This window comes from Pseudarthrobacter sp. NPDC092424 (assembly GCF_044754925.1).
In the GTDB taxonomy this organism is placed as follows: domain Bacteria; phylum Actinomycetota; class Actinomycetes; order Actinomycetales; family Micrococcaceae; genus Arthrobacter.
This window is the reverse complement of the sequence record NZ_JBIVQC010000013.1, coordinates 15,320-37,992: the sequence shown is the minus strand read 5'-3', so window position 1 is coordinate 37,992 and position 22,673 is coordinate 15,320. Positions and strand designations below refer to the sequence as shown.

The 22,673-nt window shown below is 64.3% G+C and carries 25 protein-coding genes; 18 read left to right on the top strand and 7 right to left on the bottom strand.

What is annotated here, in order from left to right; genetic code table 11:
* The first annotated feature begins 8 nt into the window (after positions 1-8).
* The 8 genes from ACIQCN_RS14705 (at position 9) to ctlX (ending at position 7,807) form a co-directional block, all read left to right on the top strand.
* The gene (locus tag ACIQCN_RS14705; RefSeq protein WP_400611581.1) at positions 9-989 is read left to right on the top strand and encodes an ABC transporter substrate-binding protein; all 981 of its coding nucleotides are present in this window, start codon (positions 9-11) and stop codon (positions 987-989) included.
* A 79-nt stretch (positions 990-1,068) separates the two neighbouring features.
* Positions 1,069-2,568, top strand: coding sequence for a mannitol dehydrogenase family protein (locus ACIQCN_RS14700; RefSeq protein ID WP_400611579.1), 1,500 nt, complete (start codon positions 1,069-1,071; stop codon positions 2,566-2,568).
* A complete protein-coding gene (locus tag ACIQCN_RS14695) occupies positions 2,565-3,335 on the top strand; it encodes an SDR family oxidoreductase (protein ID WP_400611577.1) in 771 nt (256 codons plus the stop codon). Before ACIQCN_RS14700 ends, ACIQCN_RS14695 begins: the two co-directional genes overlap by 4 nt.
* Before the next feature lie 62 nt (positions 3,336-3,397).
* Entirely contained in the window at positions 3,398-3,982 is a 585-nt protein-coding gene (locus ACIQCN_RS14690) for an AAA family ATPase (RefSeq protein WP_400611575.1), read from the top strand.
* A gap of 135 nt (positions 3,983-4,117) precedes the next feature.
* Positions 4,118-5,017 carry a hypothetical protein gene (locus ACIQCN_RS14685; RefSeq protein ID WP_400611573.1) on the top strand — a complete coding sequence of 300 codons (900 nt, stop codon included), beginning with the start codon at positions 4,118-4,120 and terminating at the stop codon, positions 5,015-5,017.
* A gap of 192 nt (positions 5,018-5,209) precedes the next feature.
* Entirely contained in the window at positions 5,210-5,641 is a 432-nt protein-coding gene (locus tag ACIQCN_RS14680) for an Lrp/AsnC family transcriptional regulator (protein WP_400611571.1), read from the top strand.
* Positions 5,642-5,796: 155 nt separating this feature from the next.
* The gene (locus ACIQCN_RS14675; protein ID WP_400611569.1) at positions 5,797-6,828 is read left to right on the top strand and encodes an ornithine cyclodeaminase; all 1,032 of its coding nucleotides are present in this window, start codon (positions 5,797-5,799) and stop codon (positions 6,826-6,828) included.
* Between the two features lie 4 nt (positions 6,829-6,832).
* Complete coding sequence (gene ctlX, locus ACIQCN_RS14670) at positions 6,833-7,807, top strand: citrulline utilization hydrolase CtlX (RefSeq protein WP_400611567.1); 975 nt, start codon at positions 6,833-6,835, stop codon at positions 7,805-7,807.
* Here the strand turns inward: ctlX and ACIQCN_RS14665 are convergent.
* Positions 7,799-9,397 carry a PucR family transcriptional regulator gene (locus ACIQCN_RS14665; protein ID WP_400611601.1) on the bottom strand — a complete coding sequence of 533 codons (1,599 nt, stop codon included), beginning with the start codon at positions 9,395-9,397 and terminating at the stop codon, positions 7,799-7,801. The two genes, ctlX and ACIQCN_RS14665, sit on opposite strands and share 9 nt — an antisense overlap.
* Before the next feature lie 104 nt (positions 9,398-9,501).
* Here ACIQCN_RS14665 and ACIQCN_RS14660 point away from each other — a divergent pair, with 104 nt between their 5' ends.
* From ACIQCN_RS14660 to katG, 6 genes are all read left to right on the top strand, one after another.
* Positions 9,502-10,368 carry a hypothetical protein gene (locus ACIQCN_RS14660; RefSeq protein ID WP_400611565.1) on the top strand — a complete coding sequence of 289 codons (867 nt, stop codon included), beginning with the start codon at positions 9,502-9,504 and terminating at the stop codon, positions 10,366-10,368.
* 21 nt (positions 10,369-10,389) lie between these two features.
* On the top strand, positions 10,390-11,328 hold the full coding sequence (locus ACIQCN_RS14655) for an ABC transporter substrate-binding protein (protein WP_400611563.1): 939 nt from the start codon (positions 10,390-10,392) through the stop codon (positions 11,326-11,328).
* Positions 11,325-12,329: an amino acid ABC transporter permease gene (locus tag ACIQCN_RS14650; protein WP_400611561.1), complete on the top strand. Its 1,005-nt coding sequence runs from the start codon at positions 11,325-11,327 to the stop codon at positions 12,327-12,329. Before ACIQCN_RS14655 ends, ACIQCN_RS14650 begins: the two co-directional genes overlap by 4 nt.
* The gene (locus ACIQCN_RS14645; protein ID WP_400611559.1) at positions 12,326-13,132 is read left to right on the top strand and encodes an amino acid ABC transporter ATP-binding protein; all 807 of its coding nucleotides are present in this window, start codon (positions 12,326-12,328) and stop codon (positions 13,130-13,132) included. Before ACIQCN_RS14650 ends, ACIQCN_RS14645 begins: the two co-directional genes overlap by 4 nt.
* A gap of 51 nt (positions 13,133-13,183) precedes the next feature.
* On the top strand, positions 13,184-14,308 hold the full coding sequence (locus tag ACIQCN_RS14640; protein WP_400611557.1) for a mandelate racemase/muconate lactonizing enzyme family protein: 1,125 nt from the start codon (positions 13,184-13,186) through the stop codon (positions 14,306-14,308).
* Positions 14,309-14,455: 147 nt separating this feature from the next.
* Positions 14,456-16,750, top strand: a complete 2,295-nt coding sequence (gene katG, locus ACIQCN_RS14635; RefSeq protein WP_400611555.1) for a catalase/peroxidase HPI — start codon at positions 14,456-14,458, stop codon at positions 16,748-16,750.
* A gap of 91 nt (positions 16,751-16,841) precedes the next feature.
* Here the strand turns inward: katG and ACIQCN_RS14630 are convergent, their stop codons facing one another.
* Positions 16,842-17,030: a hypothetical protein gene (locus ACIQCN_RS14630; RefSeq protein WP_400605149.1), complete on the bottom strand. Its 189-nt coding sequence runs from the start codon at positions 17,028-17,030 to the stop codon at positions 16,842-16,844.
* 169 nt (positions 17,031-17,199) lie between these two features.
* Between ACIQCN_RS14630 and ACIQCN_RS14625 the strand changes: the two genes are divergently transcribed.
* Entirely contained in the window at positions 17,200-17,676 is a 477-nt protein-coding gene (locus ACIQCN_RS14625; protein ID WP_400605151.1) for a sensor histidine kinase, read from the top strand.
* A gap of 107 nt (positions 17,677-17,783) precedes the next feature.
* Here ACIQCN_RS14625 and ACIQCN_RS14620 read toward each other — a convergent pair whose 3' ends face one another.
* Entirely contained in the window at positions 17,784-18,395 is a 612-nt protein-coding gene (locus tag ACIQCN_RS14620) for an NADPH-dependent FMN reductase (protein WP_400605153.1), read from the bottom strand.
* A 219-nt stretch (positions 18,396-18,614) separates the two neighbouring features.
* On the opposite strand from ACIQCN_RS14620, the gene ACIQCN_RS14615 reads away from it, so the two are divergent.
* Together ACIQCN_RS14615 and ACIQCN_RS14610 are read left to right on the top strand one after the other, a co-directional pair.
* On the top strand, positions 18,615-19,532 hold the full coding sequence (locus ACIQCN_RS14615; protein WP_400605154.1) for an SRPBCC family protein: 918 nt from the start codon (positions 18,615-18,617) through the stop codon (positions 19,530-19,532).
* Positions 19,533-19,667: 135 nt separating this feature from the next.
* Positions 19,668-20,006: a hypothetical protein gene (locus ACIQCN_RS14610; RefSeq protein WP_400605156.1), complete on the top strand. Its 339-nt coding sequence runs from the start codon at positions 19,668-19,670 to the stop codon at positions 20,004-20,006.
* 28 nt (positions 20,007-20,034) lie between these two features.
* On the opposite strand, the gene ACIQCN_RS14605 is transcribed toward ACIQCN_RS14610, so the two are convergent.
* A complete protein-coding gene (locus ACIQCN_RS14605) occupies positions 20,035-20,214 on the bottom strand; it encodes a hypothetical protein (protein ID WP_400605158.1) in 180 nt (59 codons plus the stop codon).
* A gap of 73 nt (positions 20,215-20,287) precedes the next feature.
* On the bottom strand, positions 20,288-21,133 hold the full coding sequence (locus ACIQCN_RS14600) for a hypothetical protein (RefSeq protein ID WP_400605160.1): 846 nt from the start codon (positions 21,131-21,133) through the stop codon (positions 20,288-20,290).
* Between the two features lie 131 nt (positions 21,134-21,264).
* Between ACIQCN_RS14600 and ACIQCN_RS14595 the strand changes: the two genes are divergently transcribed.
* The gene (locus ACIQCN_RS14595) at positions 21,265-21,984 is read left to right on the top strand and encodes a GntR family transcriptional regulator (protein ID WP_400605162.1); all 720 of its coding nucleotides are present in this window, start codon (positions 21,265-21,267) and stop codon (positions 21,982-21,984) included.
* Here the strand turns inward: ACIQCN_RS14595 and ACIQCN_RS14590 are convergent.
* Together ACIQCN_RS14590 and ACIQCN_RS14585 are read right to left on the bottom strand one after the other, a co-directional pair.
* A complete protein-coding gene (locus tag ACIQCN_RS14590) occupies positions 21,981-22,442 on the bottom strand; it encodes a PTS glucose transporter subunit IIA (RefSeq protein ID WP_400605164.1) in 462 nt (153 codons plus the stop codon). The genes ACIQCN_RS14595 and ACIQCN_RS14590 overlap by 4 nt on opposite strands.
* A complete protein-coding gene (locus tag ACIQCN_RS14585) occupies positions 22,442-22,672 on the bottom strand; it encodes a glucose PTS transporter subunit EIIB (RefSeq protein WP_159829126.1) in 231 nt (76 codons plus the stop codon). The genes ACIQCN_RS14590 and ACIQCN_RS14585 overlap by 1 nt, the downstream gene beginning before the upstream one ends.
* Position 22,673 lies beyond the last annotated feature (1 nt).

Here is a 22,673-nt window from a genome sequence, read left to right as displayed (position 1 = left end):
GCTAGACAATGAAGTTGACCCCTAAGATCACCCTGCTCGCTGCGGGCGTACTCGCCGCATCGTCGCTCTCAGCCTGCGCCAGCAGCAACGCAACCACAGGCGCCTCCGGAACGACACAACCTAAGCTGGCATTCATCCAGGGTGTCGCCGGCGATGAGTTCTACGTCAGCATGCAGTGCGGGATTGATGCCGCAGCAAAATCCGCGGGAGCCACCGTCAACACCCAGGGGCCGGCCAAGTTCGACCCAACGCTGCAAAAGCCCATTGTTGATTCCGTTGTGGCGTCGAAGCCAGACGCGATACTCATTGCCCCCACTGACGTGGCAGCGATGCAGGCACCTCTCAAGGCAGCTGCTGCGGCCGGCATCAAAGTTGTCTTGGTTGACACGACGGTACAAGACCCCTCCTTCGCATCGTCCTCAATCGCTTCAGACAACAAGGGCGGAGGCCTGGAGGCCTTCAAAGCGATCAAAAACCTCAATCCCAACGGCGGAAAAGTACTCGTGATTTCCACCGATCCCGGAGTGTCCACAGCAGATGCCCGGGTGGCGGGGTTCGAGGAAGGAGCGAAAGCCGACTCTTCTTTCCAGTATCTGGGGGTCCAGTACAGCCATAACGATCCTGCAGAAGCCGCCAAGCTCGTCTCCGCCGCTCTGGCCAAAGATCCAGACATCGTAGGCGTCTTTGCCGCAAACACATTTGCGGCGGAGGGAACAGCCACGGGTATTCGTCAGGCAGGCAAGCAGAACCAGGTCAAGATCGTTGGCTTCGACGCCGGACCGGCTCAGGTGAAGCAGCTTAAGGACGGCGTCGTCCAGGCACTGATCGCCCAGGAGCCGTCTTCCATTGGAACCCAAGGCGTGGAGCAGGCCCTCAAGGCAATCAAGGGGGAAACCACGCAACAAGAAATCCAGACGGGATTCAAGCAGATCACGGCCGAGAACATCGGCGGCGAGGGCGCCCAGTACGTCTACAAGTCCTCCTGCTAGCAGCTAAATCGCAGGGGCTGTTGCCCGCATTCACGGCGGGCAACAGCCCCCAAACAACCTTTCATGAAGGAAAAAAGACATGATGTCCCTGAACGAGGCTTCCCTCCCAGGACTTGCCGATCGACTGCCAGTTCCTTCGTATAACCGCTCAGCCGTCAAGACCGGCATCGTCCACTTCGGAGTGGGCGGGTTCCACCGTTCCCACGAGGCCATGTTCATCAACAGACTCCTGAACCGGGGCGGCTCGAGGGACTGGGGAATTTGTGGTGTTGGCGTTCTGCCTTCAGATGCAAAAATGCGCGACGCCCTCCAAGGGCAGGACGGCCTCTACACCCTTGTGCTCAGGGCGTCCGACGGCACCGAAACCGCAGAGATCATCGGTTCAATTACGGAATACCTGTTTGCCCCCGAAGATCCCCGGGCAGTCATAGCTAAACTCGCTGATCCTGCTACACGCATCGTCTCCCTCACCGTTACAGAGGGCGGTTACAGCATCAACGACACCACAGGTCAATTCGAACCTCATGCCGTGGACGTCCTCCAGGACCTGCAGACCGATGCTGTCCCCTGCTCCGTGTTCGGCCTCATCACCGCGGCCCTGATTCGACGGCGCGAAGAAGGAACGCCCCCCTTTACCGTCCTGTCCTGCGACAACATTCGAGGAAACGGCGATACCGCACGGAAGGCCCTGGTGTCCTTTGCTCGGTTCAAAGACCCTGAACTAGCAGACTGGATCAGCGAGAACGTCACGTTCCCAAACTCGATGGTTGACCGCATCACCCCCGCAACGACGAACGCCGACCACGAATCCGTCTCCAGCAACTACGGGTTGATGGACGCATGGCCAGTCGTGGCCGAACCTTTCGAACAGTGGGTCCTTGAAGACAGCTTCGCAAACGGCCGCCCCCCGCTTGAAGAGGTGGGAGTGCAAATGGTGGACAACGTCGAACCATACGAACTGATGAAACTACGGTTGCTAAACGCCAGCCACCAGGTCATGAGCTATCTCGGCTATCTCGCTGGCTATCGGTACGTTCATGAGGTCTGCTCGGATCCACAATTCACCGAATTCATCCGGGGCTACTTGGAAGAGGAAGCAACACCAACTCTGCACCCTGTTCCCGGCATCGATCTGGACGCCTACCGGACAGAGCTGCTCCATCGCTTCTCCAATCCGGCCATCCGGGACACGCTGGCCCGCCAGATGGTTGACGCCTCCGAACGAATCCCTAAATTCCTTCTACCTGTAATCCGTAAGCAGCTCGAACTCGGAGGACCCATCGACCGTGCTGTCCTCGTCATCGCGGCTTGGTCACAGTTCCTTGAAGGCACCGACGAACAGGGGGCACCAGTCGAAATTACCGATCGGCGGCTCGGCGAACTTCAGGCAGCTGCCCGCGCCAACCAAGTCTTTCCGGGCTCTTTCCTCAGTCTGACCGATATTTTCGCCGACTTGGGACAAAACGAACGCTTCACCACAGCCTTCCGGCAAGCCAGCGAAGCCCTGAAAAACTCCGGCGCCCGGATGGCCGTCCAAAACCTCACCGACCTTTCCGTACCAGCAAGGAGAACGTCATGAACTCAAGAACCAGTAACAGCCCCGAAGAGCACGAAAACACGATCGGCTTTGATGGCCGCCCTGTTCTCGTGACCGGAGCAAGCGGGGGGATCGGAGCCGAGACCGTCAGGCAGCTTACGAAGGCTGGGGCCAAGGTTATCGCTTGTGCACGGACCCTCGACTCACTCGCCACCCTCTGCGACGAAACAGGTGCACAACCCTTGGCCTTCGACCTAACGGATGAGCACGGCATCAGGGATGCCATTGAAGGCCTGGATCTGTGGGGAGTCGTGAACTGCGGCGGGTTCGGCGGCGAAATCGCTACCCCGCAGGACACCGATATCGACGTCTTCGACAAGGTCATCAACATCAACGCCCGTGGCGCCCTCCTGGTGATCAAATACGCCGTACCCTCCATGATCCGACAGGGCAACGGAGGCTCCATCGTGAACGTTTCAAGCCAGGCTAGCCTGGTCGCCCTTCCCGGCCATATCTCCTACGGCTCATCCAAGGCTGCCCTCGACAACATCACCCGGGTTTCCGCGTTGGAGCTGGGCAAGCACAACATCCGCGTCAACAGCGTCAACCCCACTGTGGTAATGACACCGATGTCCGCTTGGTACTGGGGAAGCACGGACATCGAAGGCCCCTTCCTCGAACAAATGCCTTTGGGGCGGTGGGCAACCGTTGAGGAAATCGCTGCACCCATCGTCTTCCTGCTCAGTGACGCGGCCTCCATGATCACCGGCGTCTCGCTGCCAATCGACGGCGGATACTCCAGCCGCTGACGCCGGCACAGCAGACAGCCCCATGAAACGACCCACCAGCAAACCGAACGGACCCTACTCCCATGTCAGAAGAACCAACCGGCCAAGCGATCGTCGTCTGCGGAGTTCCCGCCAGCGGAAAGACAACCTTCGCGCAGGGGCTCGCCCATGAACTCCGGTGGACCTATCTCGACCTCGACACACTCACAAACCCTTTGTTCGAATACATGGGCGGGGAGTTTCTGGTCGACGTGCCGACGTCGGAGCCCCCAGTCCGGGCAAGCGTGAACGACATCCGGTACACGTGCCTGTTCGACACCGCCCGTGAGAATCTCAGCTTGGGCAACAGCGTCGTGGTGGTGGCCCCTTTCACCTCTGAACGCACCTTCCCGGCTGCATGGACCCGGCTCGTTGAACGCCTGGCGATTCCGGACTCACGCGTGCACCTCGCCTGGATGGACACTCCCGCGCAGGAGGTCGTAACCCGCATGAAGCTCCGCGGAGCCGCACGCGACCTCGAGAAGATCAAGGAACCCGAACGTTTTCTCTCATCCGATGTAACGCGCCCTCCCGGTGTGCAACACATCCGGATCGACGGGCTACTCGCCCCGACCGACCAGATCAACAACTTCCTGGAGGACCTCGTCATTCGGGAAGCAGTGCACTGAGCTTCCGTGCAATGCCACACCGGTAGTCCCCTGCGCCGGGTCACCAAAACCCAGCTCGGTGGCTCACTTGCTCAACCTGGCTCCCCCATACAGGCGGGCCCCGAAACACCACAACCATCAAAACAGGAGTACCCAGTGAACGAACTTACAACCCTTGAACGCCGCGGAATGGCTGCCATCTCGACATCGAACGGCAAAATGCTCATCGTCGCCGCCGATCAGCGCAACGGCATGAAGGCCGTCATGAACGACGCTCCGGGAGGACCGAACTCAATCACCGCGCAAGAACTCTCGGATGCAAAAGCAGACCTGGTGCGCTTCCTGGGAAATGCCGCACCGGCAATTCTCCTCGACCCCGAGGTCGCCCTCCCCCGTGTAGCGGATGAGGGCATCCTCGCCCGCGACACTGCCCTCGTCGTCGGTCTGGACGCCTCCGGCTTCGAAACCGTCGACGGCCTGCGCTTCACGAAGTTCGTCCCGGGGATGACCCCGCGCAAAGTGCGGGAACTGGGTGGCGATGTCGCCAAGATGCTGTGGTACATGCGCCCGGACCTCCAGGACACCACGTCCCGTACCGCAGAAGAGATCCGCCAGCTGGTCAGCGAGTGTTCCGCCGAAGGCCTCCTTCTTATCGTCGAAATCCTTGTCTACCGCCTCGAGGACGAAAGCGAGGACGAATACGCCGCAAACTTCCCTCAACTGGTAGCTGACGCGGCACGTCTTTCCGTTGAGTGCGGCGCCAAAGTCCTTAAGCTCCAGTACCCAGGATCAGCCGAAGCCAGTGCGGCTGTCACGGAAGCAGCCGCAGGTGTGCCCTGGGCTGTCCTCTCCGCGGGCGTTGACCACGAAACGTTCATCAGGCAGGTTGAGATCGCCGTCGCCAACGGGGCGGGCGGCGCCATGGCCGGGCGCTCGCTCTGGAAGGACAGCCTGGCGCTCTCGGCCGAGGTCCGCGAGCAGCTGCTGACCTCACGAGCACTGCCGCGCCTCCACGAACTCGAAGGCATTGTGGACGGCACTCTCGTCGTTTCCTAACCACGGACAAGGTGCTGGCAGCTACATGAAAAGACCGTAGCTGCCAGCGCCCAAGGGCATTTTTAGCATCGGTCGTGGCGGACAGAAATTCCTCCAAAATCGAAGCAGGTCCGTTCCCATCTCCGGGACGGCTTCGCGCGAGTTAAGCACGCTGTTGGCCACGGATTGCTGGCGCGGTTGTACATTGTGTCCATGACCACCCTGACCGATCTGGACCGTCAGCTTCTTTCCGCCCTCCGCGAGGACGGGCGCGCCCCGGTTGCCAGCCTCGCCCGCAAACTCGGCGTTGCCAGGGCGACCGTGAACAGCCGCCTGGAACGGCTGCTGGCCGCCGGGACCATCGTGGGATTCACCGCCAGGGTCCGGGATGAAGCCGATCCGCTCGCCATCCGCGCCGTTACCCTCATCGAGGTGGAGGGCCGGTCGGCAAACAACGTCATACGGGAACTTCGGGGATTCCCCGAAATCACGTCACTTCACACCACCAACGGAGGCTGGGACCTCGTGGCCGAACTGGCCACCGAAAACCTCGGCGCCTTCGACAACGTCTTGGGCAGGATCCGCAACGTAGACGGAATCATGAACAGCGAAACGAGCCTGCTGCTCAGCTCGGTCCTGAGGTAACAGCACGCCCGCGGCGAAGTCTTGCAGAATGCCAAAACTACCGCAGCTAACTGTCCAAATTTCCAGCAAAAGATAGGCTCATCGCTCATTGTGGTTGCATATCGGCGGCCAATACCGTGAGGACAGCAATTTGTTCACACTGAAAAAGGAGCGCAATGACGCGTTTTGTCGATGTTCACAACATGGTGCGGTGGGCCGCCCGCACCGGAACCGAAACCATCATCTCCGAAATGATGGACTACCTGGAGGACGACTTCCGCCGCTGGGAATCCTTCGATAAAACTCCCCGGGTAGCCAGCCACACCCCGTTCGGCGTCATCGAACTCATGCCCACGAGCGACCACGAGACCTACGGCTTCAAATACGTCAACGGCCATCCCTCCAACCCTGCCCGGGGGTTCCAGACGGTCACCGCCTTCGGAGTCCTGGCGGACGTCCATAACGGATACCCCACATTCCTCACCGAAATGACACTGCTGACAGCCCTGCGGACGGCAGCCACCTCCGGCATGGTCGGCAGAAGGCTTGCCCGGCCAGACTCCACTGTGATGGCAATGATCGGCACGGGCAGCCAGTCGGAGTTCCAGGCACTGGCGTTCAAGGCGGCCCTCGGAATCACCACCCTCCGGGTCTGGGACACCGACCACGCCGCCATGGAGAAGCTGGTCCGCAATGCATCGCCGCTGGGTTTTGACGTCTACATCGCGTCTTCGGCGGCAGACGCTGTCCAGGGCGCCGACGTCATCACCACGTGCACCGCGGACAAGGCCAACGCCACTGTCCTCAGCGCAGACATGATCCGTCCGGGCGTCCACATCAACGCCATCGGCGGAGACTGCCCTGGAAAGACCGAACTGGACGCCGCCATCCTGGAACTGGGCAAGGTGTTCGTTGAATTCACCCCGCAGACCCGGATCGAAGGGGAGATCCAGCAGATGCCGGCGGACTTTGCCGTGACTGAGTTCTGGCAGGTCCTGACCGGGGAAGCCGCCGGGCGCACAGCATCTGACCAGGTCACCATCTTCGACTCTGTGGGCTTCGCCATCGAGGACTTCTCCGCCCTCCGCTATGTCCGGGATGCGGTGAAGGAGTCCGATTTCTTTGAAGAGATTGACCTCGTGGCCAACCCGGAGGACCCCAAGGACCTCTTCGGCCTGGTGGGCGCCCTTTCTCCGGTCGGTTCCTAGCGCCGTGTCAGTCCAAGCCCCTTCCTCGGTCATCCTCATCAGGCCGCACCGGTTCATCCCCAACCCGGAAACCGCGGCGGACAATGCCTTCCAGGCCACCGGGGAGCATCTGCACACGGACATGCTTGCCGCTGCGGCGTATGAGGAGGTAACCAGTCTGGCCCAGGCTCTGGAGGCCGCAGGCGTCGTGGTGCACCTGTTCGAAGACCAGGACCATACCCGCCCGGACAGCGTGTTTCCCAACAACTGGCTGTCCACCCATTCGGGCGGGCACGTGGCGGTCTTCCCAATGTATGTCCCGAACCGGCGGCGCGAGCGCCGGTCGGACATCGTTGAATTCCTGAAGAGCCGGTACCGGGTGCAGGATGTCATCGATTATTCGGGTTTGGAGCCGGACGGCGTGTTCCTGGAGGGCACCGGGGCCATGGTTCTGGACCACCAGGACCGGGTAGCCTACGTCGCCAGGTCCCACCGGGCAGATCCGGTGGCCCTGGAGCGGTTCTGCACGAACTTCGGTTATGAACCCATGCTGTTCGATGCCACCGATCCGGACGGCACCGCCATCTACCACACGAACGTCATGATGTGCGTGGCCACGGACTTCGCGATGGTGGGCCTGGACCTGATCCGCTCCGAGGTCCGCCGTCAGCAGGTGGTGGAACGCCTGGCGTCATCGGGGCGTGCCGTCGTCGACCTGACGCCTCACCAGATCAAGGAATTCGCCGGGAATGCCATAGAGCTGCAGGGCAGGGACGGACTGGTTCTGGTCCTGTCAGGCAGGGCCTACAGGAGCCTGACCGGGGACCAGAAGGACGTGATCCAGCGGAGCTGCACGATGCTCCCCGTCGACGTTCCCACGATCGAACTGGCCGGCGGGTCGGTACGGTGCATGATCGCCGGTATCCACCTGAGCCGGAGGGAAGCGCTGGAGTACCCGCTCGGACAGGGTCTCTCCGGCCGGCTCGCCCAGCTAGTTTAGTTCGAGCACATGCAGGCCCAGCCACAGGACCAGCGTGTCCTCGGGCTGGTCCAGGTCCACGTCGAAGAGCTCGCGCAGTCGCTTGAGGCGGTACCGAAGAGTGTTCTGGTGCAGGGACAAGGCCGCCGCCGTCCTTGCGGAATCGCGGGAGCAGTCGAGGTAGGTCCGCAGCGTCAGCGCATATCCGGTGCCGTGACCGGCGTCGTACTCGTTGATCCTCCGTGCGGCAGCGGACAGAAGGTGCGGTGCCGCACGGAACGTCGAAGCCAGCTGCAGGAGGGTGAGTCGGCTGCGGACCTCCCCTGCACCGGCGTACGTACCCAGGGAACCGTCCGAAGCGAGCATGAGAAGGACAAGATCCGCATCGTGCCGTGACCGGCTGACCTCCGAGACGGCGTCGACGGCCGGTCCCGCCGCCGCCCGCAGCTCCACGCCCAGCGACGCCCTGGCACGCTCGTTGAGCCTCCTGGAAAGGACTTCGATTGAGTTCACGGACAAAGCATCCACCGCGGGGAATATTGCGTAGATAGTGGAACCCACCTGGACGCACTGGCCGCCCTGCCCGTGGGCTTCGCACTGCGTGGTCACCAGATCCACAACCCGAGCGAGCGTAGTTTCGGCTGCCTGACCTGCCCCAGGCTGGAAAGCGACCACCGAAAAAGGGCCCGAATTCCGTAGTCCCAGCTGTTCGGCAACCAGAACGGCGTCGTCCCCGCCCTCAAGCAGCCTGCGCAGCAGCTCCGCCCGTTGCTGGCGTGCCAGATCATGGCTGTAGCGGGCCCTGAGCATGTGGAGGGCGGCGATGTCCGCGGCACGCTCCAGGGCCTGTTCGGCATCCGCATCGAGGTCGCCTTTGGCGTCAACCACCCAGATGGACCCCAGGGGCTCCTTACCCGCCCGGACCGCTATGGCCATCCTGTCCATGGCGGGACGCACGCCTTCGATCCGAACCGCCCCCGACGACCGGAAAACCGACGCGTACTGCACGGCATTTTCAGGCAGGTAGGGAACCTGCCTGCCCAGGATTCCCCGGCGCCGGTCGTCATCGATGGGCTGGTCCGCAAGCGTGGAGTATGCCAACACCTGTTCCTGCAGGTCTTCAATGCTGGTGGCCCCGCCGACCATCGCCGCAATGGCGTTTGCCAGGGCGAAAAGGTCCCCCACCCCCAGCGGTGAAACGGTGCTGCCGGCATCTGCGGAGGCATTGAGGGCTGAATCCAGGAGGGCGTTGAGATGCCGCCACCGCACGTCGTCGTCCAGCACCAAAAGGGCGATGCCTGCACCGTCCGCCACCTCCGCGAGCGGTCCGATGTCCTGCTTGAGCTTCTTGACCACCACTGCGGCAAAGCCGGCTTGCGCCGCATCCCGGATCACGCCCGCAGTGCCCGGCTGGGCGGGGTGCAGCCCGATCCCGAGCAGAACACCTCCCCGCAGCCCTTCCAGCGGCACGAAGGGGTCGTAGAGGGCGGGACTCATCAGGGATATCCGTGGCGGCACCGCCCCTGAGGCCAGCACCAGTCCGGTGTCTTCAAGCATCCTCAGCAGGTGGTTGAGGTGGACGCTGTCGTTTCGACGGGTGGCCTCGATCATAAGACCCAAGCTTCACATCCATAGTGCCGGGACACAAGAAGAAGAGCTAACGTTCGTTGTTCGCACTGAAGCCGCCACCTGCCGGCGCAGCAGATAGTTGACGCATGTCACTTACTCTTGACGCTGGCCCGGCCGCGCTTCAGGCCTCAGAATCAGCAACCGCAGCAGCATCCAGGGCAGGTGTCCTGGTGGTGGACGAACACGACCGCGACCGGCTCCGGGACGTGGAAGCGCTGCTCATTGCCATCTGGGGCATGTCACCGCACGGAGCCCCCATACCATTCGACCTTCTGCGCAGCATTTCGCATGCCGGGTGCAATGTATCGGCGGCCTACAACCAGGCACGTCAGCTTTGTGGAGCGGCGGTGGGCATCGTGGCTCCCGGCGGAAGGACAACCTACTCGCTGATCGCCGGCGTGCTTCCGGGCACCGGCGACAAGGGGGTTGGCTTCGCCCTCAAACAACACCAGCGTGCCTGGTCCCTGGCCCGGGGCATAGACACCATGACCTGGACCTTTGACCCATTGGTTAGCCGCAATGCCCGCTTCAACCTCACCAAGCTTGCAGCGACCGCATCAGAATATGCCCGCAACTTCTACGGCGAGATGCAGGATGACATCAACGCCAACGACGAAACCGACCGCCTCGTGGCGGTATGGCCACTTACCTCCCAGCGGAGCACGGATGCCTCGCTCGGCATCCACGCCGAGCCTGAACTTCCGCCTGACCACCTTGCCCGCGTCCTCGAATACGGCCCCGACGCTCAGCCTGTCCTCCTGGAATCCGGCGGAACCCTCTGGTGCCGGGCTCCGCAGGACATCGTGGCACTCCGCAGCTCGGACCCCCACGCCGCTGCCCGGTGGCGCGTGCTCGTGCGGGAAATCTTAGAACATGCCTTCGCCTCGGGCCGTCACGCATCGGGCGTCACGCGCAGCGGCTGGTACAAACTGACCCCGCCAAACCAGGCCTAACCCCACCCCAAGAGGAGCACCATGCGCATCACATCCCGACCAGTAACAGCCCGCACGGTCGCCTTTGCCGCCGGCCTTGCACTCGCAACGGGGCTGACCGCCTGCTCGGCAGGCGCGACACCTGCCAGCGACACGAACACTTTTTCGGCAGGAGCCGTTGATCAGGCTGCCGCGGCCGCCCTGCCCGAGCGATACAAAAGCGCAGGCGTCATCAACGTAGCCTCCGACATTCCGTATCCGCCCATGGAGATGTTCGACGAGAACCAGCAACTCACGGGCCTGGACTACGATCTCGCCCAGGCCCTCGGAGCCAGGTTGGGCGTGCGCCTGGAGCTCCGGACCCAGGCATTCGACAGCATCATCCCCTCGCTTCAGTCAGGCAAGAACGACATCATCATGTCGGGGATGAACGACACTCCCGAGCGCCAGGAAACCCTTGACTTCGTGGACTACTTCCACGCAGGCTTCTCAATCCTGGTCCCCGAAGGAAACCCCGGAAACATCACCACCGTCCTGGACCTCTGCGACAAAGACGTCGCCGTGCAAAAGGCCACGGTCCAGGCCGAAATCCTCCGGACCTATGACCAGCAGTGCCGGGACAAGGGCTCCCGCCCCATCAGGATCTCCGAGCTGCCGCTGGAGACCGACGTCCAAACAGCCGTCCGTTCAGGAAAGGCCGCGGCCGACGTCGTCGACTCGGCGGTAGCCGCGTATGCCGCGACGACCGCCGGCGGTGGAAAGATCTTCGACATCGTCAAAGACCCTTCGAACCCGGCCGGATACAACCCCGTCTACACCGGCATAGGTGTCCTCAAGAAGGATGCCGATCTTTCCAAGGCATTGCGCGCTGCCCTCCAGTCACTCATCGCCGACGGCACTTACGACGGGATCCTGGCCAAATACAGCCTGTCCGATTACACCGTCAAGGAGGCAGGACTGAACCTGGGCGGCAAGCCATGAACCCCGCCGTCGCAACACCCCGCCAGCAGCCTGCCGCCTCCGGAACCACGCCTGGCCAGGGCGGCGGCCAGGACGACGTCGTAGCCGTGCCCCTCCGGCACCCCTGGCGCTGGGTGGGTGCTGCCCTGCTTGCCCTGGGCGCCGCCGCACTGGCGTCCTCGCTGTGGACCAACCCGAACATCGACCACGGCACCATCGGCACTTATCTGTTCCATCCCCGGATCCTCGGCGGCGTGGGCCTGACCATTGTCCTCACCGTGGTGTCCATGGTGGTGTCCACGGTGTTGGGCGTGTTCCTCGCCGTGATGCGGCTCTCCAGGAATCCGGTGATGAACGCCTTCGCCTGGTTCTACGTTTGGGTCTTCCGGGGCACCCCGCTGCTGATCCAGGTGGTCTTTTGGGGCTACCTGGGACTCTTGTATTCACAGATCTCGCTGGGCATTCCCTTCACAGATTTCACTGTCTTCTCGGTGGACACCAATACCCTGGTCCCGGCCTTCACCGCCGGCCTGCTGGCCATGACCCTGAACCAGGCCGCCTACTCAGCGGAAATCATCCGCGGCGGGATGCTCTCCGTGGACGCCGGCCAGCACGAGGCCGCATCCTCCCTGGGAATGTCCCCGGCCTTCACCCTCTTCCGGGTGGTCCTGCCCCAGGCCATGCGGGTCATCATCCCGCCAATGGGCAACGAGACCATCTCGATGCTGAAGAACACCTCCCTGCTCTCGGTCATCGCGGTACTGGAGCTCTATACCGTGGCCACCCAGATCTCGTCGCAGAACCTGCGCCAGGTGGAACTCCTCGTCGTGGTCAGCTGCTGGTACCTCTTCCTCACCTCTGTCCTGTCCGTTCCCCAGTACTACCTGGAGCGCCACTACGGCCGGGGAAACGCCCGGCAGCAGGCTCCCACTCCACTGGCCAGGATCAGGGCAATGCTGGGCAGGCCACCTGCCCCCGGCCCCGCAACGGCCCCGAAAGCACCGAAAGGACACCAGTCATGACCGAGGCACTGATCTCTCCCAGGCCTGGCCACGGCCCGGCACTGCAGCCGCTCCTCGTGGCCAGCAACGTTAGGAAGCACTACGGCGGCGTTGAAGTGCTCAAAGGCATCTCGCTGACCGTCAACAGCGGTGAGGTCATGTGCCTCCTCGGTCCCTCCGGGTCAGGCAAGTCCACCTTCCTCCGATGCATCAACCACCTGGAACGGATCGACGGCGGCCGGATCTCCGTTGCGGGCGAGCTGGTCGGCTACGCACAGCGCCAGGACAGAATCTTCGAAATGAGCCCCCGCGAAGTGGCCAGGCAACGCCGTGGCATCGGGATGGTGTTCCAGCGTTTCAACCTCTTCCCGCACATGACCGCCCTGGAGAACATCTGGGCCGCGCCGGTGGGGGTCAAAAGGATCCCCAAGGCAAACGCCGTAAAGCGCGGGATGGAACTGCTGGACAGGGTGGGTCTGGCCCACCTGGCCAAGGCCTATCCGGCGCAGCTTTCGGGCGGGCAGCAGCAGCGCGTGGCCATAGCCCGCGCACTGGCCATGGATCCCCAGCTGCTCTTGTTCGACGAGCCGACCAGCGCCCTTGACCCGGAACTCGTCGGAGATGTGCTGGACGTCATGCGCACCCTGGCAGCAGACGGGATGACCATGATCGTGGTCACCCACGAAATCGGCTTCGCACGCGGAGCCGGGGACAGCGTGGTGTTCATGGACGGCGGCGTCGTGGTGGAGTCAGGGACCCCGGAAGAGGTGCTGGACAACCCTCAGAACCCGCGGACCATCTCCTTCCTTGAAAGCGTGATGTAGCACCGCTTCCTTGCCTCTCTCCCCCTCCGAACCGTCTTCCCTCTTCGAACTGTGAGCCACGAATTGAAGATTTCCCGCGCCACCATCACCCTTATCGAGCTTCCGCTGCTGGAACCGTTCGTGGTGTCCTACGACAGCTACTCCTCCATGCCCAGTGTCATCCTCACTTTGGAGACCGACGACGGCCTGACCGGGTACGGCGAAAGCGTCCCGGACGGGCACATCACCGGAGAGACGCCCACGGGAACCGTCGAAGCGCTGCGGACCGAACTGATTCCAGCGGTGCTGGGGCTTGATCCGCGGGATATCACCGCCGTCCACCAGCAGCTCAACAGGGCGCTCAAGGGCTGTGGAGCCGCAAAGGCCGCCGTCGACATTGCCTGCTGGGACCTCGCCGGGAAGGCGGCCGGCCGTCCCATCTACAGCCTGCTCGGCGGGCGCCGCCCCGAACAGCCGACCATCGCCCGGGTCATGAGCATCCTGGCCCCGGACACCCTCGCCAGCCAGGCAGTGCAGGCGCGGAGCCAGGGCTACCGGCACCTCAAGATGAAGCTTGGCGGCGGTGATGGCCTGGATGTTGAACGCGTGCGGGCTGTCCGGGCAGCGATCGGAACGGACCTGGCCATCCGGGTGGACGCCAACCAGGGGTGGTCCGATCCCGCAACCGCAAGGGAGATGATCACCGCGCTGGAACCCTTCGGGATTGAATGGGTGGAACAACCTCTCCACGCGGACGATATCGATGGCTTCAAACTGCTGCGCCAGGCCACCGGTGCCCGCCTCATGGCCGACGAGTCCGTGGTGGACGCCGCGGACCTGGTCCGGTTTGTCCGGGACCGGTCCGTGGACATGGTCAACCTGAAGCTGATGAAGAGCGGCGGAATCACGCCGTGCCACCGCCTTGCCACCCAGGCCGAACTTGGCGGCATCAGGGTCCAGATCGGTTCAATGCTGGAAACCAGCATCGCCTCAGCCGCAGGATTCCACCTCGCCCTGTCGCACCCCAACATCGTGTCCACCGAGCTCTCCGGACCCGTGAAGTTCGCGCGGGAACCGGGGAACCTTACCTATGTCCTGCCGGAGGTCCGGGTTGGCGAGCGCCCCGGGCTGGGTGTGGACGTGGACCTTGACGTTCTTGCCGATCTGGCGGTCAGTGAGTGCGGGGTAGCTGCGTGACCAGTGAGGCCGCGCGCCGCCGTCTTCACGGCAGCGAAATGCAGGCTTAACGTCGTTCCCCCGCGCACCCCTGTCCATGTTCAAATGGGAGGGTTGAACCGGCCGCCCGAGTCCGCGCCACGGCCTCGGCCACTTGGAAGGAACCACATGACCGATCGCCCGGAACACCCTCCGGTCCCCGCACCCGGAAGCGCCCAAGGCCTGGACAGCAAGGCCAGCGGCGGTTGCCCGGTGGACCACAGCAGCGTGACCTCGCACGGCAGCGAGAGCGAAAACCCGGCCATTGATTCGCCGCAGCCCAAGGCACACCGGCCCCGGACCATCGCGGACTGGTGGCCCAACCAGCTGGACCTTTCCGTACTCCACGCCCACAGCCCAAAGGGCAACCCCCTGGGCGCGGGATACAGCTACCGGGAGGAATTCCAGAAGCTGGACCTCGAGGCCCTGAAGCGGGACATCACCGATGTCCTCACCACGTCCCAGGACTGGTGGCCGGCGGACTTCGGCCACTACGGCGGCCTGATGATCCGCCTCAGCTGGCACGCTGCCGGCACCTACCGCGTCCATGACGGCCGCGGCGGCGCCGGGGACGGCAGCCAGCGGTTCGCGCCGCTGAACAGCTGGCCGGACAACGCCAACCTGGACAAGGCCCGGCGCCTGCTGTGGCCCGTCAAGCAGAAGTACGGCCAGAAGCTCTCGTGGGCGGACCTGCTGGTCCTCGCCGGGAACGTAGCGCTCGAGTCGATGGGTTTCAATACCTTTGGCTTCGCCTTCGGCCGCGAGGACGTCTGGGAGCCCGAAGAGATCTTCTGGGGCCCGGAGGACACCTGGCTCGGCGACGAACGCTACGTCGCCGAAGGCCAGATGGCCGAGGACGTCGGAGCCACCGAGATGGGCCTGATCTACGTCAACCCCGAGGGCCCGGCCGGCAACCCGGACCCCAAGCTCGCGGCAGCGTTCATCCGGGAGACCTTCAAGCGGATGGCCATGAACGACGAAGAGACCTTCGCGCTGATCGCCGGTGGCCACACGTTCGGCAAGACCCACGGTGCCGGTGACGCCGACGCGCACGTCGGCCCCGAGCCTGAGGGCGCCAACCTCGAGGCGCAGGGCCTCGGCTGGCTCAGCACCTACGGCAGCGGCAAGGGCGGGGACACCATCACCTCCGGCCTCGAAGTCACCTGGACAGACAAACCGACCCAGTGGAGCAACCGCTTCCTGGAGATCCTGTTCGAGTACGAATGGGAGCTGGTCAAGAGCCCCGCCGGCGCCCACCAGTGGGTTGCCAAGGACGCCCCGGAGATCATCCCGGACGCCCACGACCCCAACAAGAAGCACCGGCCCACCATGCTCACCACGGACCTGTCCCTGCGCTTCGACCCGGCCTACGAAGCCATCGGACGCCGCTTCCTCGCAAACCCGGACGAGTTCCAGCTGGCCTTCGCCAAGGCCTGGTACAAACTGCTGCACCGCGACATGGGCCCCGTCGGCCCGCACATGCTGGGGCCCTGGGTCCCCGAAGCGCAGCTCTGGCAAGACCCCGTTCCCGCCGTGGACCACGAACTGGTCAACGACGAGGACATCGCGGTACTGAAGGCAAAGCTCCTGGACTCGGGCCTTTCCGTCTCGCAGCTGGCAACCACCGCCTGGGCTGCCGCATCCACCTTCCGGAAGACGGACCGCCGCGGCGGCGCCAACGGCGCCCGTATCCGGCTGGAGCCGCAGCGCAGCTGGGAGGTCAACGAACCCGAGCAGCTTACGACGGCGCTGGCAGCCTTGGAGCGCGTGCAGCAGGAGTTCAACTCCGCCCAGCCCGGGGGCAAGAAGGTCTCGCTGGCTGACCTGGTCGTCCTCGGCGGCTGCGCCGCCGTCGAAAAGGCAGCGGCAGATGCCGGGTTCCCGGTCACCGTGCCGTTCCGCCCGGGACGCACGGACGCGGCCCAGGACCAGACCGACGTCGAGCAGTTCCAGTACCTGAAGCCGCGGGCAGACGGATTCCGCAACTATGTGCGCCCCGGCGAGAAGCTCCAGCCGGAAACCCTCCTGCTGGACAAGGCCTACATGCTGGACCTTTCCGCGCCGGAAATGACGGCGCTTATCGGCGGCATGCGGGCGCTTGGCACCAACATCGGCGGGTCCGGCCACGGCGTGCTGACGGACAAGCCGCAGGTCCTGACGAACGACTTCTTCGTCAACCTGCTCTCCCCCGGCACCAAGTGGAAGGCGTCGGAGTCGGAGGAAAACGTCTACGAGATCACGGACGTTTCCACCGGCGAGCTGAAGTGGACCGCAACCCCGGTGGACCTGGTGTTCGGCTCCAACTCGCAGCTCCGTGCACTGGCCGAGGTCTACGCGAGCGATGACGCCAAGGAGAAGTTCGTCAACGACTTCGTGGCCGCCTGGACGAAGGTCATGGAGCTGGACCGCTTCGACCTGAAGTAAACCCTGGCACGCCCCAACGCGGGGTCACTTCGGGGCCGATAACCACCCGTTATTGGACCGGAAGTGACCCCGCGTTGCTGTGGTCAGAGCGTCAGTCCGTCTCGGGCTTTTCCAACCCGTGCGGGACTTCCTCCGGTTCGAAGGTGTTCTTCGTGTCATCGGCGCCGAGGCCCACGCCGCCCGCACCGGCGGGGATCCCGCCGTCGTTCTCCGCATCGGTGGTGGCCGTGATGTCCTGCGACTCGCCTTCGGGCAATGAGTCCGGGGATTCAATGGTCATGGTTCCTCCTACAGTGGATGGGCCTCCACGCTAACAGCCCGCAGCCGGAAAAGCGCCAGCTCCGGCCCGCAAAAATTTGATCGGATCTTGAGGGATTCCTTGCCTCCCTTTGCACTTCCGGGTCCACGCTGGTGCCATCAGACAAACCAGCAATGGGGAGCAGGAAGTCATGGGGATCGCGGCAGGTTTTGAGGCAGAGGTGAGCACGGTAGGTGGCGTCCTCACCGACCCGTACCCGCCCGATTTCCGCACCCTGGGGCTGGCCGGCTGCATTAACCGGCTCGCAAGGCCCCTCCGGGAGCAAGGAACCGCAGTCCGCTGGGACACTCCGCACTGGGGCATTGAGATACCGGCGGACTGCGCGTTCCTCCTTTACCAGTCGGCGCGCGAGGCCCTCAGCAACACCTACAAGTACGCGCACGCGGAGCACGTGACGGTGCGGCTTGCCGCCGTGGACCACGGCATCCGCCTGGTGGTATCCGACGACGGCACGGGCTTTGACTCCCAGGTTGCCGTCAGCGGGCGGCACCACGGGTACGGGCTGCGGCTGATGTCGGTGGCCGTCCGATCCGTCGGCGGCACCGTCGACATCTCCACCAGCCCGGGACACGGTGCACAGGTAAGCGTGACGCTTCCGCTGGACTAGCCGGCTGAAGCAGAGACTCGGGTGCCCGCCTCAATGGCGTGGCGGGCATCCGGAGGTTGTGCGGGGCGGGCCGGTTGCGACCGGCCCGCCCCGACGGCTAACGGCGGCTAGCGGGTGAGCTTGGCGGAATCCGTCTGCCGGTCGCCAATGTGGCCCGGTGCGTTGGCGGCGAGGACGCGGGCAACGAAAGCCTCGTACTCCTCCATGTAGTGGCGCAGGAAGCTCGCCGTCCCCTCGTTCTTGATGTCGCCGTCGTCCGCGAACACTGCGGCGTCGAAGTGGACGTAGGCTTCCGGGGCATTCAGCTGCGGCGCATCCAGGAAGCTCAGGACGCTGCGCATCGAGGACTGCATCACCGCGGTGCCGATGCTGCCGGGCGAAGCGCCGATGATGCCCGTGGGCTTGCGGGCGAAGGAGTTGGTGCCCCACGGGCGGGATCCCCAGTCGATGGCGTTCTTCAGTGCGCCGGGGACGGAGCGGTTGTACTCCGGCGATATGAACAGGATCCCGTCGGAGGCCTCGATGGCTTTCTTCAGTTCGCGGCCTTCCGCGGGGAAGTCCGCGTCGTAGTCGGGGCTGTAGAGCGGGAGGTCCCTGATGGGAATTTCGGTGAATTCCAGGTTCTCCGGGGCGAGCTTAATGAGTGCCTTGGAGAGGACCCTGTTGATGGAGTTGCTGGCCAGGCTGCCCACAAAATAGCCGATCTTGTACGGTGCCATTTGGTTTCCTTCCACTGCGCCGGCATGCCGGCTGAGCATGATGACTGGAAAAGGTGCCGCCCGTGGACGGCGGTTGATGCACTGCACCCCCAGTCCAGCACAGAACCTCAAGCCCGGCCAGAGAGCCTCTGGAATCCATCGCGCGCGGAAGGTATGGTAAGCATACTGATGAATTGTTGAGTGTTCGTCAGACCCCCGGTAACAAGCGAAGGAGACGTTATGAGCACGAAGGTGGAAAAACGCATTCTGGTGAACGTACCGGTGAGCACGGCCTATAACCAGTGGACCCAGTTCGAGGAGTTCCCCCACTTCATGGGCGGCGTAAAAAGCGTCCAGCAGCTGAGCGACGACCGGCTGGAGTGGGTCGCGGAAATCGGCGGCGTCCGCAGGCAGTGGCAGGCCCGCATCCTGGAACAGGTCCCGGACCGCAAGGTGGCCTGGGCAGCCACCGAGGGTGCCACCAACGCCGGTGCCGTGGAATTCGAAGACGTCGGCGGCGGCCAAACCTCCATCCGGCTGACCCTTGAGTACGAGCCCGAGGGCGTCGTGGAGAAGGTAGGCGACAAGCTCAACGTGGTGGACCGGCAGGCCGAAGCGGACCTCAACCGGTTCAAGGAATTCATCGAGGACGAAGGCTACGCCTCCGGCGCCTGGCGCGGCACGGTGAACCCGGGCGCCACCGTGGGCACACCCGGCGTCGAACACGCCGCCGGATCCCTCGGCGACTCGGGCAAGGCCGGTGTTTCCGGCAAGGTGGCCGCGGCGGGCGTGGCAGCTGCAGCCGGCGCAGCCGCTGCAATGAGCGCAGCCAGCAACAAGGACGCCTCCGCAGCCGCCGATGAAACGGTGACGCCAGTCGCCGTCGGCGAACCGGCCACGGTCACCCCTCTGACGACGGACACCACAGCAGCGCCGGAACGCACGACGGCGGCAGCCGGCCCGTCCGGTTCGGTCGCCGACCTGGGCAACGACCGGATCGGCCACGCGTTCGACCAGACCAACGGCCTGGTGGACGTGGAAGGCGAGTCTGACGAGACCCTGGAAGGCGAAAACCTGAGCGCCGGCGAGCGCCGCGAGCGCGGGGCCCGGGACGACGGCGGCGTCCCGCCCGTCGGCGGCAACCTCGGTCAGCACTAACCCCCATCCCCCTGCAACGCGGGGTCATCTCCGGCCGCATAAACCCCCATTAGTGGGCCGGAGGCGACCCCGCGTTGCCTTGTGTGCGGAGGGTTCTGCTTACAATCGAAACCTCAAACGACTACTGAGGGAACCATGAAGAAATTCGCCACCACCCTGATCGCTGCCGGCCTCGTGGCCTCCGCCACCGCCTGTTCCCCGTCCAACCAGCTCTCCAACGCTGAAACCTGCGAGCGGGTCCAGGTGGTCCTCTCCAGCCCGGCCAACGCAGCCGGCAAGACGGGCATGAACATGCTGGCCAACCAGATCCGCCCCATCCACGCGGTCGCCTCGGACGACCTCAAGGAGCCGCTCGGCTCGATCCTGGAATACACGGACGAACAGGCTAAGGAAACGCCCGACGAGGACAAGCTCGCCGAGCTGACCCCCGGCTACCAGGAAGCCAGCAACACCTTCAGCAGCGTCTGCCGGTAGCCCTGCCGGCCGGGTTGAAATCCGGACTTTAGGCGTCGCCGTCCCAAGTGCCGGAGTCATCAAGGGCTTCTTCGGGCTTGGGCTCCTGCCCGGGCTCCCCGCTCCCCACATACGACGGCGGTACAGTCCCCGGGGCGTGGGCCTGCTGCTCCTCGCGGATATTGGCCGCTTGGGAACGTTCAGGGTGCTGCTTGTCGGGAGTACTCATGGTCCTGCCTTTCATGGAAAAAGCACAGGGCGGGCGGAGCCGAAAAGGCCCCGCCCGCCCTTCCTGCTGCCTATCAGTTGGACATTGTGGGTGACGGCGAAACCGTCATTGCGCCTTCAGTTTCATCCCCGGTCGGGGCAGGCGAGACGGTGACGTCAGGCGAGGGTGACTCAGTGGACCCCGACGTCCCGGTGGCTTCGGGGCTGGAAGTGGCGCCGCCGCCGTCGGCCTTCGCGAGGACCTCGTTGACCAGGTCCTCAAGTTCCTTCTTGTCCTCGTCATCGAGGTTCGAGCCGCTCTTGGTGGCCACGACCAGCAGCCGGCCTTCCGCGGCGGAGACCTGCATCAGCTGCTCCTGCTCGGCACCGGTCCTGGTGCTGGTGGTAGCGAAGGTTTCCTCAGCGTCCGTCTCGGCGTCGAGCTCCTCGCTGGTGACCTCATACTTCTGGCCCACCGCTTCCACGGTGAACTTGGCACACTGGCCCATCTTGCCGCTGACCTCGCGCAGGGCCTCCACGGCATCCGGGCCGTCACTGCCGGACTGCGCGGAGAGGCTGCGGGGCTCGTCCCCCTCGGACAGCGCAACGGCCACCGAGCCGCTTTCCACACTCTCCAGCAGGCCGGCAGTGGCGATGTCCTTGCAATCGGCCGGGTCCACCTTCGCCGTGCCGAGGAGGAGCTTGGCCATGTTGCCGCCCTGGTCCACCTGTTCCTTGGAGTAGAGCTTCAGCTCGTTGCCGTCCGCGTCCTGCATTCCTGAGATCAGCTCACGGAGTTCGTCCTCCGAGTAGACCTTGGCGTCTGCGCCTTCCGTCTCTGCCGGCGCCGACGGGCTGGCCGAACCGCCGCCACCGCCGGTGCAGGCCGCCAGTGCCAACAGTGCCGCAGTAGTCAATCCAAGCGCTGGTACTTTTCGCATCAGGTAACACCCCTTCGAAATAGGAAGCATGCTTAGTGTCTATAGATTAGCACCGGTCCCCACGATGGCAATGTGTAATAATCCGTTGTACTGGTCCTCTCCGGACCGCTCCACGAAAACGAGGGACCGAATTGGCGGCATCAATCAACAACTCGCAGGTCCCCAAGCACGAGCAGCTGCGCCTGATCATCCTCAAGCTGGCCAAGGAGGAGCTGGAGCCGGGCGCCCGCCTGCCCAGCGAGCGCGCCCTCATGGACGCCTACGGCGTCAGCAGGATCACGGTACGCGCCGCACTGGGGCGCCTGGTGAACGAAGGCCACCTGGTGCGCGTTCCGGCCAAGGGAACATTCGTGGCCGATTCCGCGGTCCAGTCGACGCTGCACCTCGCCTCTTTCACGCAGGAAATGGAAGCGATGGGCCACGTTCCCAGCACGGTGGTCCTGGCGGCCGAGACCACGCCGGCCCCCGAGGACACCGCAGAGGCCCTTGGCCTGGCCCCGGGCGCGGATGCCATCCACCTCAAGCGGCTCCGCCTGGCGGACGGCCGTCCCGTCAGCGTGGACGACGCCTGGTACAACCCCGCACACGCCCCGGGCCTCCTGGACATCGACCTCACCGGCTCCGTATACAAGGCGCTGGCCGCGCAGTTCGGCCACCAGATCGACCGGGCGCGCCAGACGGTCCGGTCCGAGGGTGCCCCGGCGGACGTCGGGGCACTCCTCGGCACCGGGACCGGAGCGCCGGTCCTGGCGTTTGACCGGGTTTCCTACTCCGGCCCGCTGGCGATCGAGCACTCCCGCTCGTGGTACCGCTCGGACCGGTATTCACTCACCATGGAAGTGCGGCTCTAGGAGTCCAGCGTGAACAGTCCTGCGCCGGCAGCCACAGTGCCGCTGGCGGCGAGCGTTGCCGTGTCCGGCTTGGAATCGAGTACGACGACGGGACTCACCATGGAGTACCCCGCCGCCAGCGCGGCGGCCGGATCAACGCGCATTACCGGGGCCCCGGCGTCCACGGTGTCGCCCTGCGCAATAAGCAGGGTGAAGCCGTCCCCCTTGAGCTTGACCGTGTCGATGCCAACGTGAGTCAGGATGCCGCGTCCCGACTTCTCAACCACCACGAAGGCGTGCGGCAGCAGCTTGATCACCTTCCCGGAAACCGGGGATACGACGTCGAAGGTTTCACCGGCGGGCGGCTCCACGGCAGCGCCGGAGCCGACCATCTGGCCGGCGAATACCGGATCCGGGACCTCCGCCAGGGGGATAACGGTGCCGCTGATCGGGGAATTAACCACCAGGGAATCCGCCACTAGAGGAGGTCCTCGATGTCTTCGGCGAGCGTGTCGGCCTCGGGACCGACGATAACCTGGACTGCGGTTCCCGCCGCCAGGACACCGTGGGCGCCCGCCGCCTTGAGGGTCGCCTCGTTCACCAGCGAGCCGTCCTTCACCTCAGTCCGGAGCCGGGTGATGCAGGCCTCCACCTCGACGATGTTGCCGGCGCCACCAAGGCCTTCGATGATCTTTTCTGCTTTGGACATG

Bases quoted from the DNA above. Each gene is read 5' to 3' on its own strand.
- ACIQCN_RS14705 (WP_400611581.1), top strand. From the start codon at position 9: ATGAAGTTGACCCCTAAGATCACCCTGCTCGCTGCGGGCGTACTCGCC.
- ACIQCN_RS14700 (WP_400611579.1), top strand. From the start codon at position 1,069: ATGATGTCCCTGAACGAGGCTTCCCTCCCAGGACTTGCCGATCGACTG.
- ACIQCN_RS14695 (WP_400611577.1), top strand. From the start codon at position 2,565: ATGAACTCAAGAACCAGTAACAGCCCCGAAGAGCACGAAAACACGATC.
- ACIQCN_RS14690 (WP_400611575.1), top strand. From the start codon at position 3,398: ATGTCAGAAGAACCAACCGGCCAAGCGATCGTCGTCTGCGGAGTTCCC.
- ACIQCN_RS14680 (WP_400611571.1), top strand. From the start codon at position 5,210: ATGACCACCCTGACCGATCTGGACCGTCAGCTTCTTTCCGCCCTCCGC.
- ACIQCN_RS14675 (WP_400611569.1), top strand. From the start codon at position 5,797: ATGACGCGTTTTGTCGATGTTCACAACATGGTGCGGTGGGCCGCCCGC.
- ACIQCN_RS14665 (WP_400611601.1), bottom strand. From the start codon at position 9,397: ATGATCGAGGCCACCCGTCGAAACGACAGCGTCCACCTCAACCACCTG.
- ACIQCN_RS14660 (WP_400611565.1), top strand. From the start codon at position 9,502: ATGTCACTTACTCTTGACGCTGGCCCGGCCGCGCTTCAGGCCTCAGAA.
- ACIQCN_RS14655 (WP_400611563.1), top strand. From the start codon at position 10,390: ATGCGCATCACATCCCGACCAGTAACAGCCCGCACGGTCGCCTTTGCC.
- ACIQCN_RS14650 (WP_400611561.1), top strand. From the start codon at position 11,325: ATGAACCCCGCCGTCGCAACACCCCGCCAGCAGCCTGCCGCCTCCGGA.
- ACIQCN_RS14645 (WP_400611559.1), top strand. From the start codon at position 12,326: ATGACCGAGGCACTGATCTCTCCCAGGCCTGGCCACGGCCCGGCACTG.
- katG (WP_400611555.1), top strand. From the start codon at position 14,456: ATGACCGATCGCCCGGAACACCCTCCGGTCCCCGCACCCGGAAGCGCC.
- ACIQCN_RS14630 (WP_400605149.1), bottom strand. From the start codon at position 17,030: ATGACCATTGAATCCCCGGACTCATTGCCCGAAGGCGAGTCGCAGGAC.
- ACIQCN_RS14625 (WP_400605151.1), top strand. From the start codon at position 17,200: ATGGGGATCGCGGCAGGTTTTGAGGCAGAGGTGAGCACGGTAGGTGGC.
- ACIQCN_RS14620 (WP_400605153.1), bottom strand. From the start codon at position 18,395: ATGGCACCGTACAAGATCGGCTATTTTGTGGGCAGCCTGGCCAGCAAC.
- ACIQCN_RS14615 (WP_400605154.1), top strand. From the start codon at position 18,615: ATGAGCACGAAGGTGGAAAAACGCATTCTGGTGAACGTACCGGTGAGC.
- ACIQCN_RS14610 (WP_400605156.1), top strand. From the start codon at position 19,668: ATGAAGAAATTCGCCACCACCCTGATCGCTGCCGGCCTCGTGGCCTCC.
- ACIQCN_RS14605 (WP_400605158.1), bottom strand. From the start codon at position 20,214: ATGAGTACTCCCGACAAGCAGCACCCTGAACGTTCCCAAGCGGCCAAT.
- ACIQCN_RS14600 (WP_400605160.1), bottom strand. From the start codon at position 21,133: ATGCGAAAAGTACCAGCGCTTGGATTGACTACTGCGGCACTGTTGGCA.
- ACIQCN_RS14585 (WP_159829126.1), bottom strand. From the start codon at position 22,672: ATGTCCAAAGCAGAAAAGATCATCGAAGGCCTTGGTGGCGCCGGCAAC.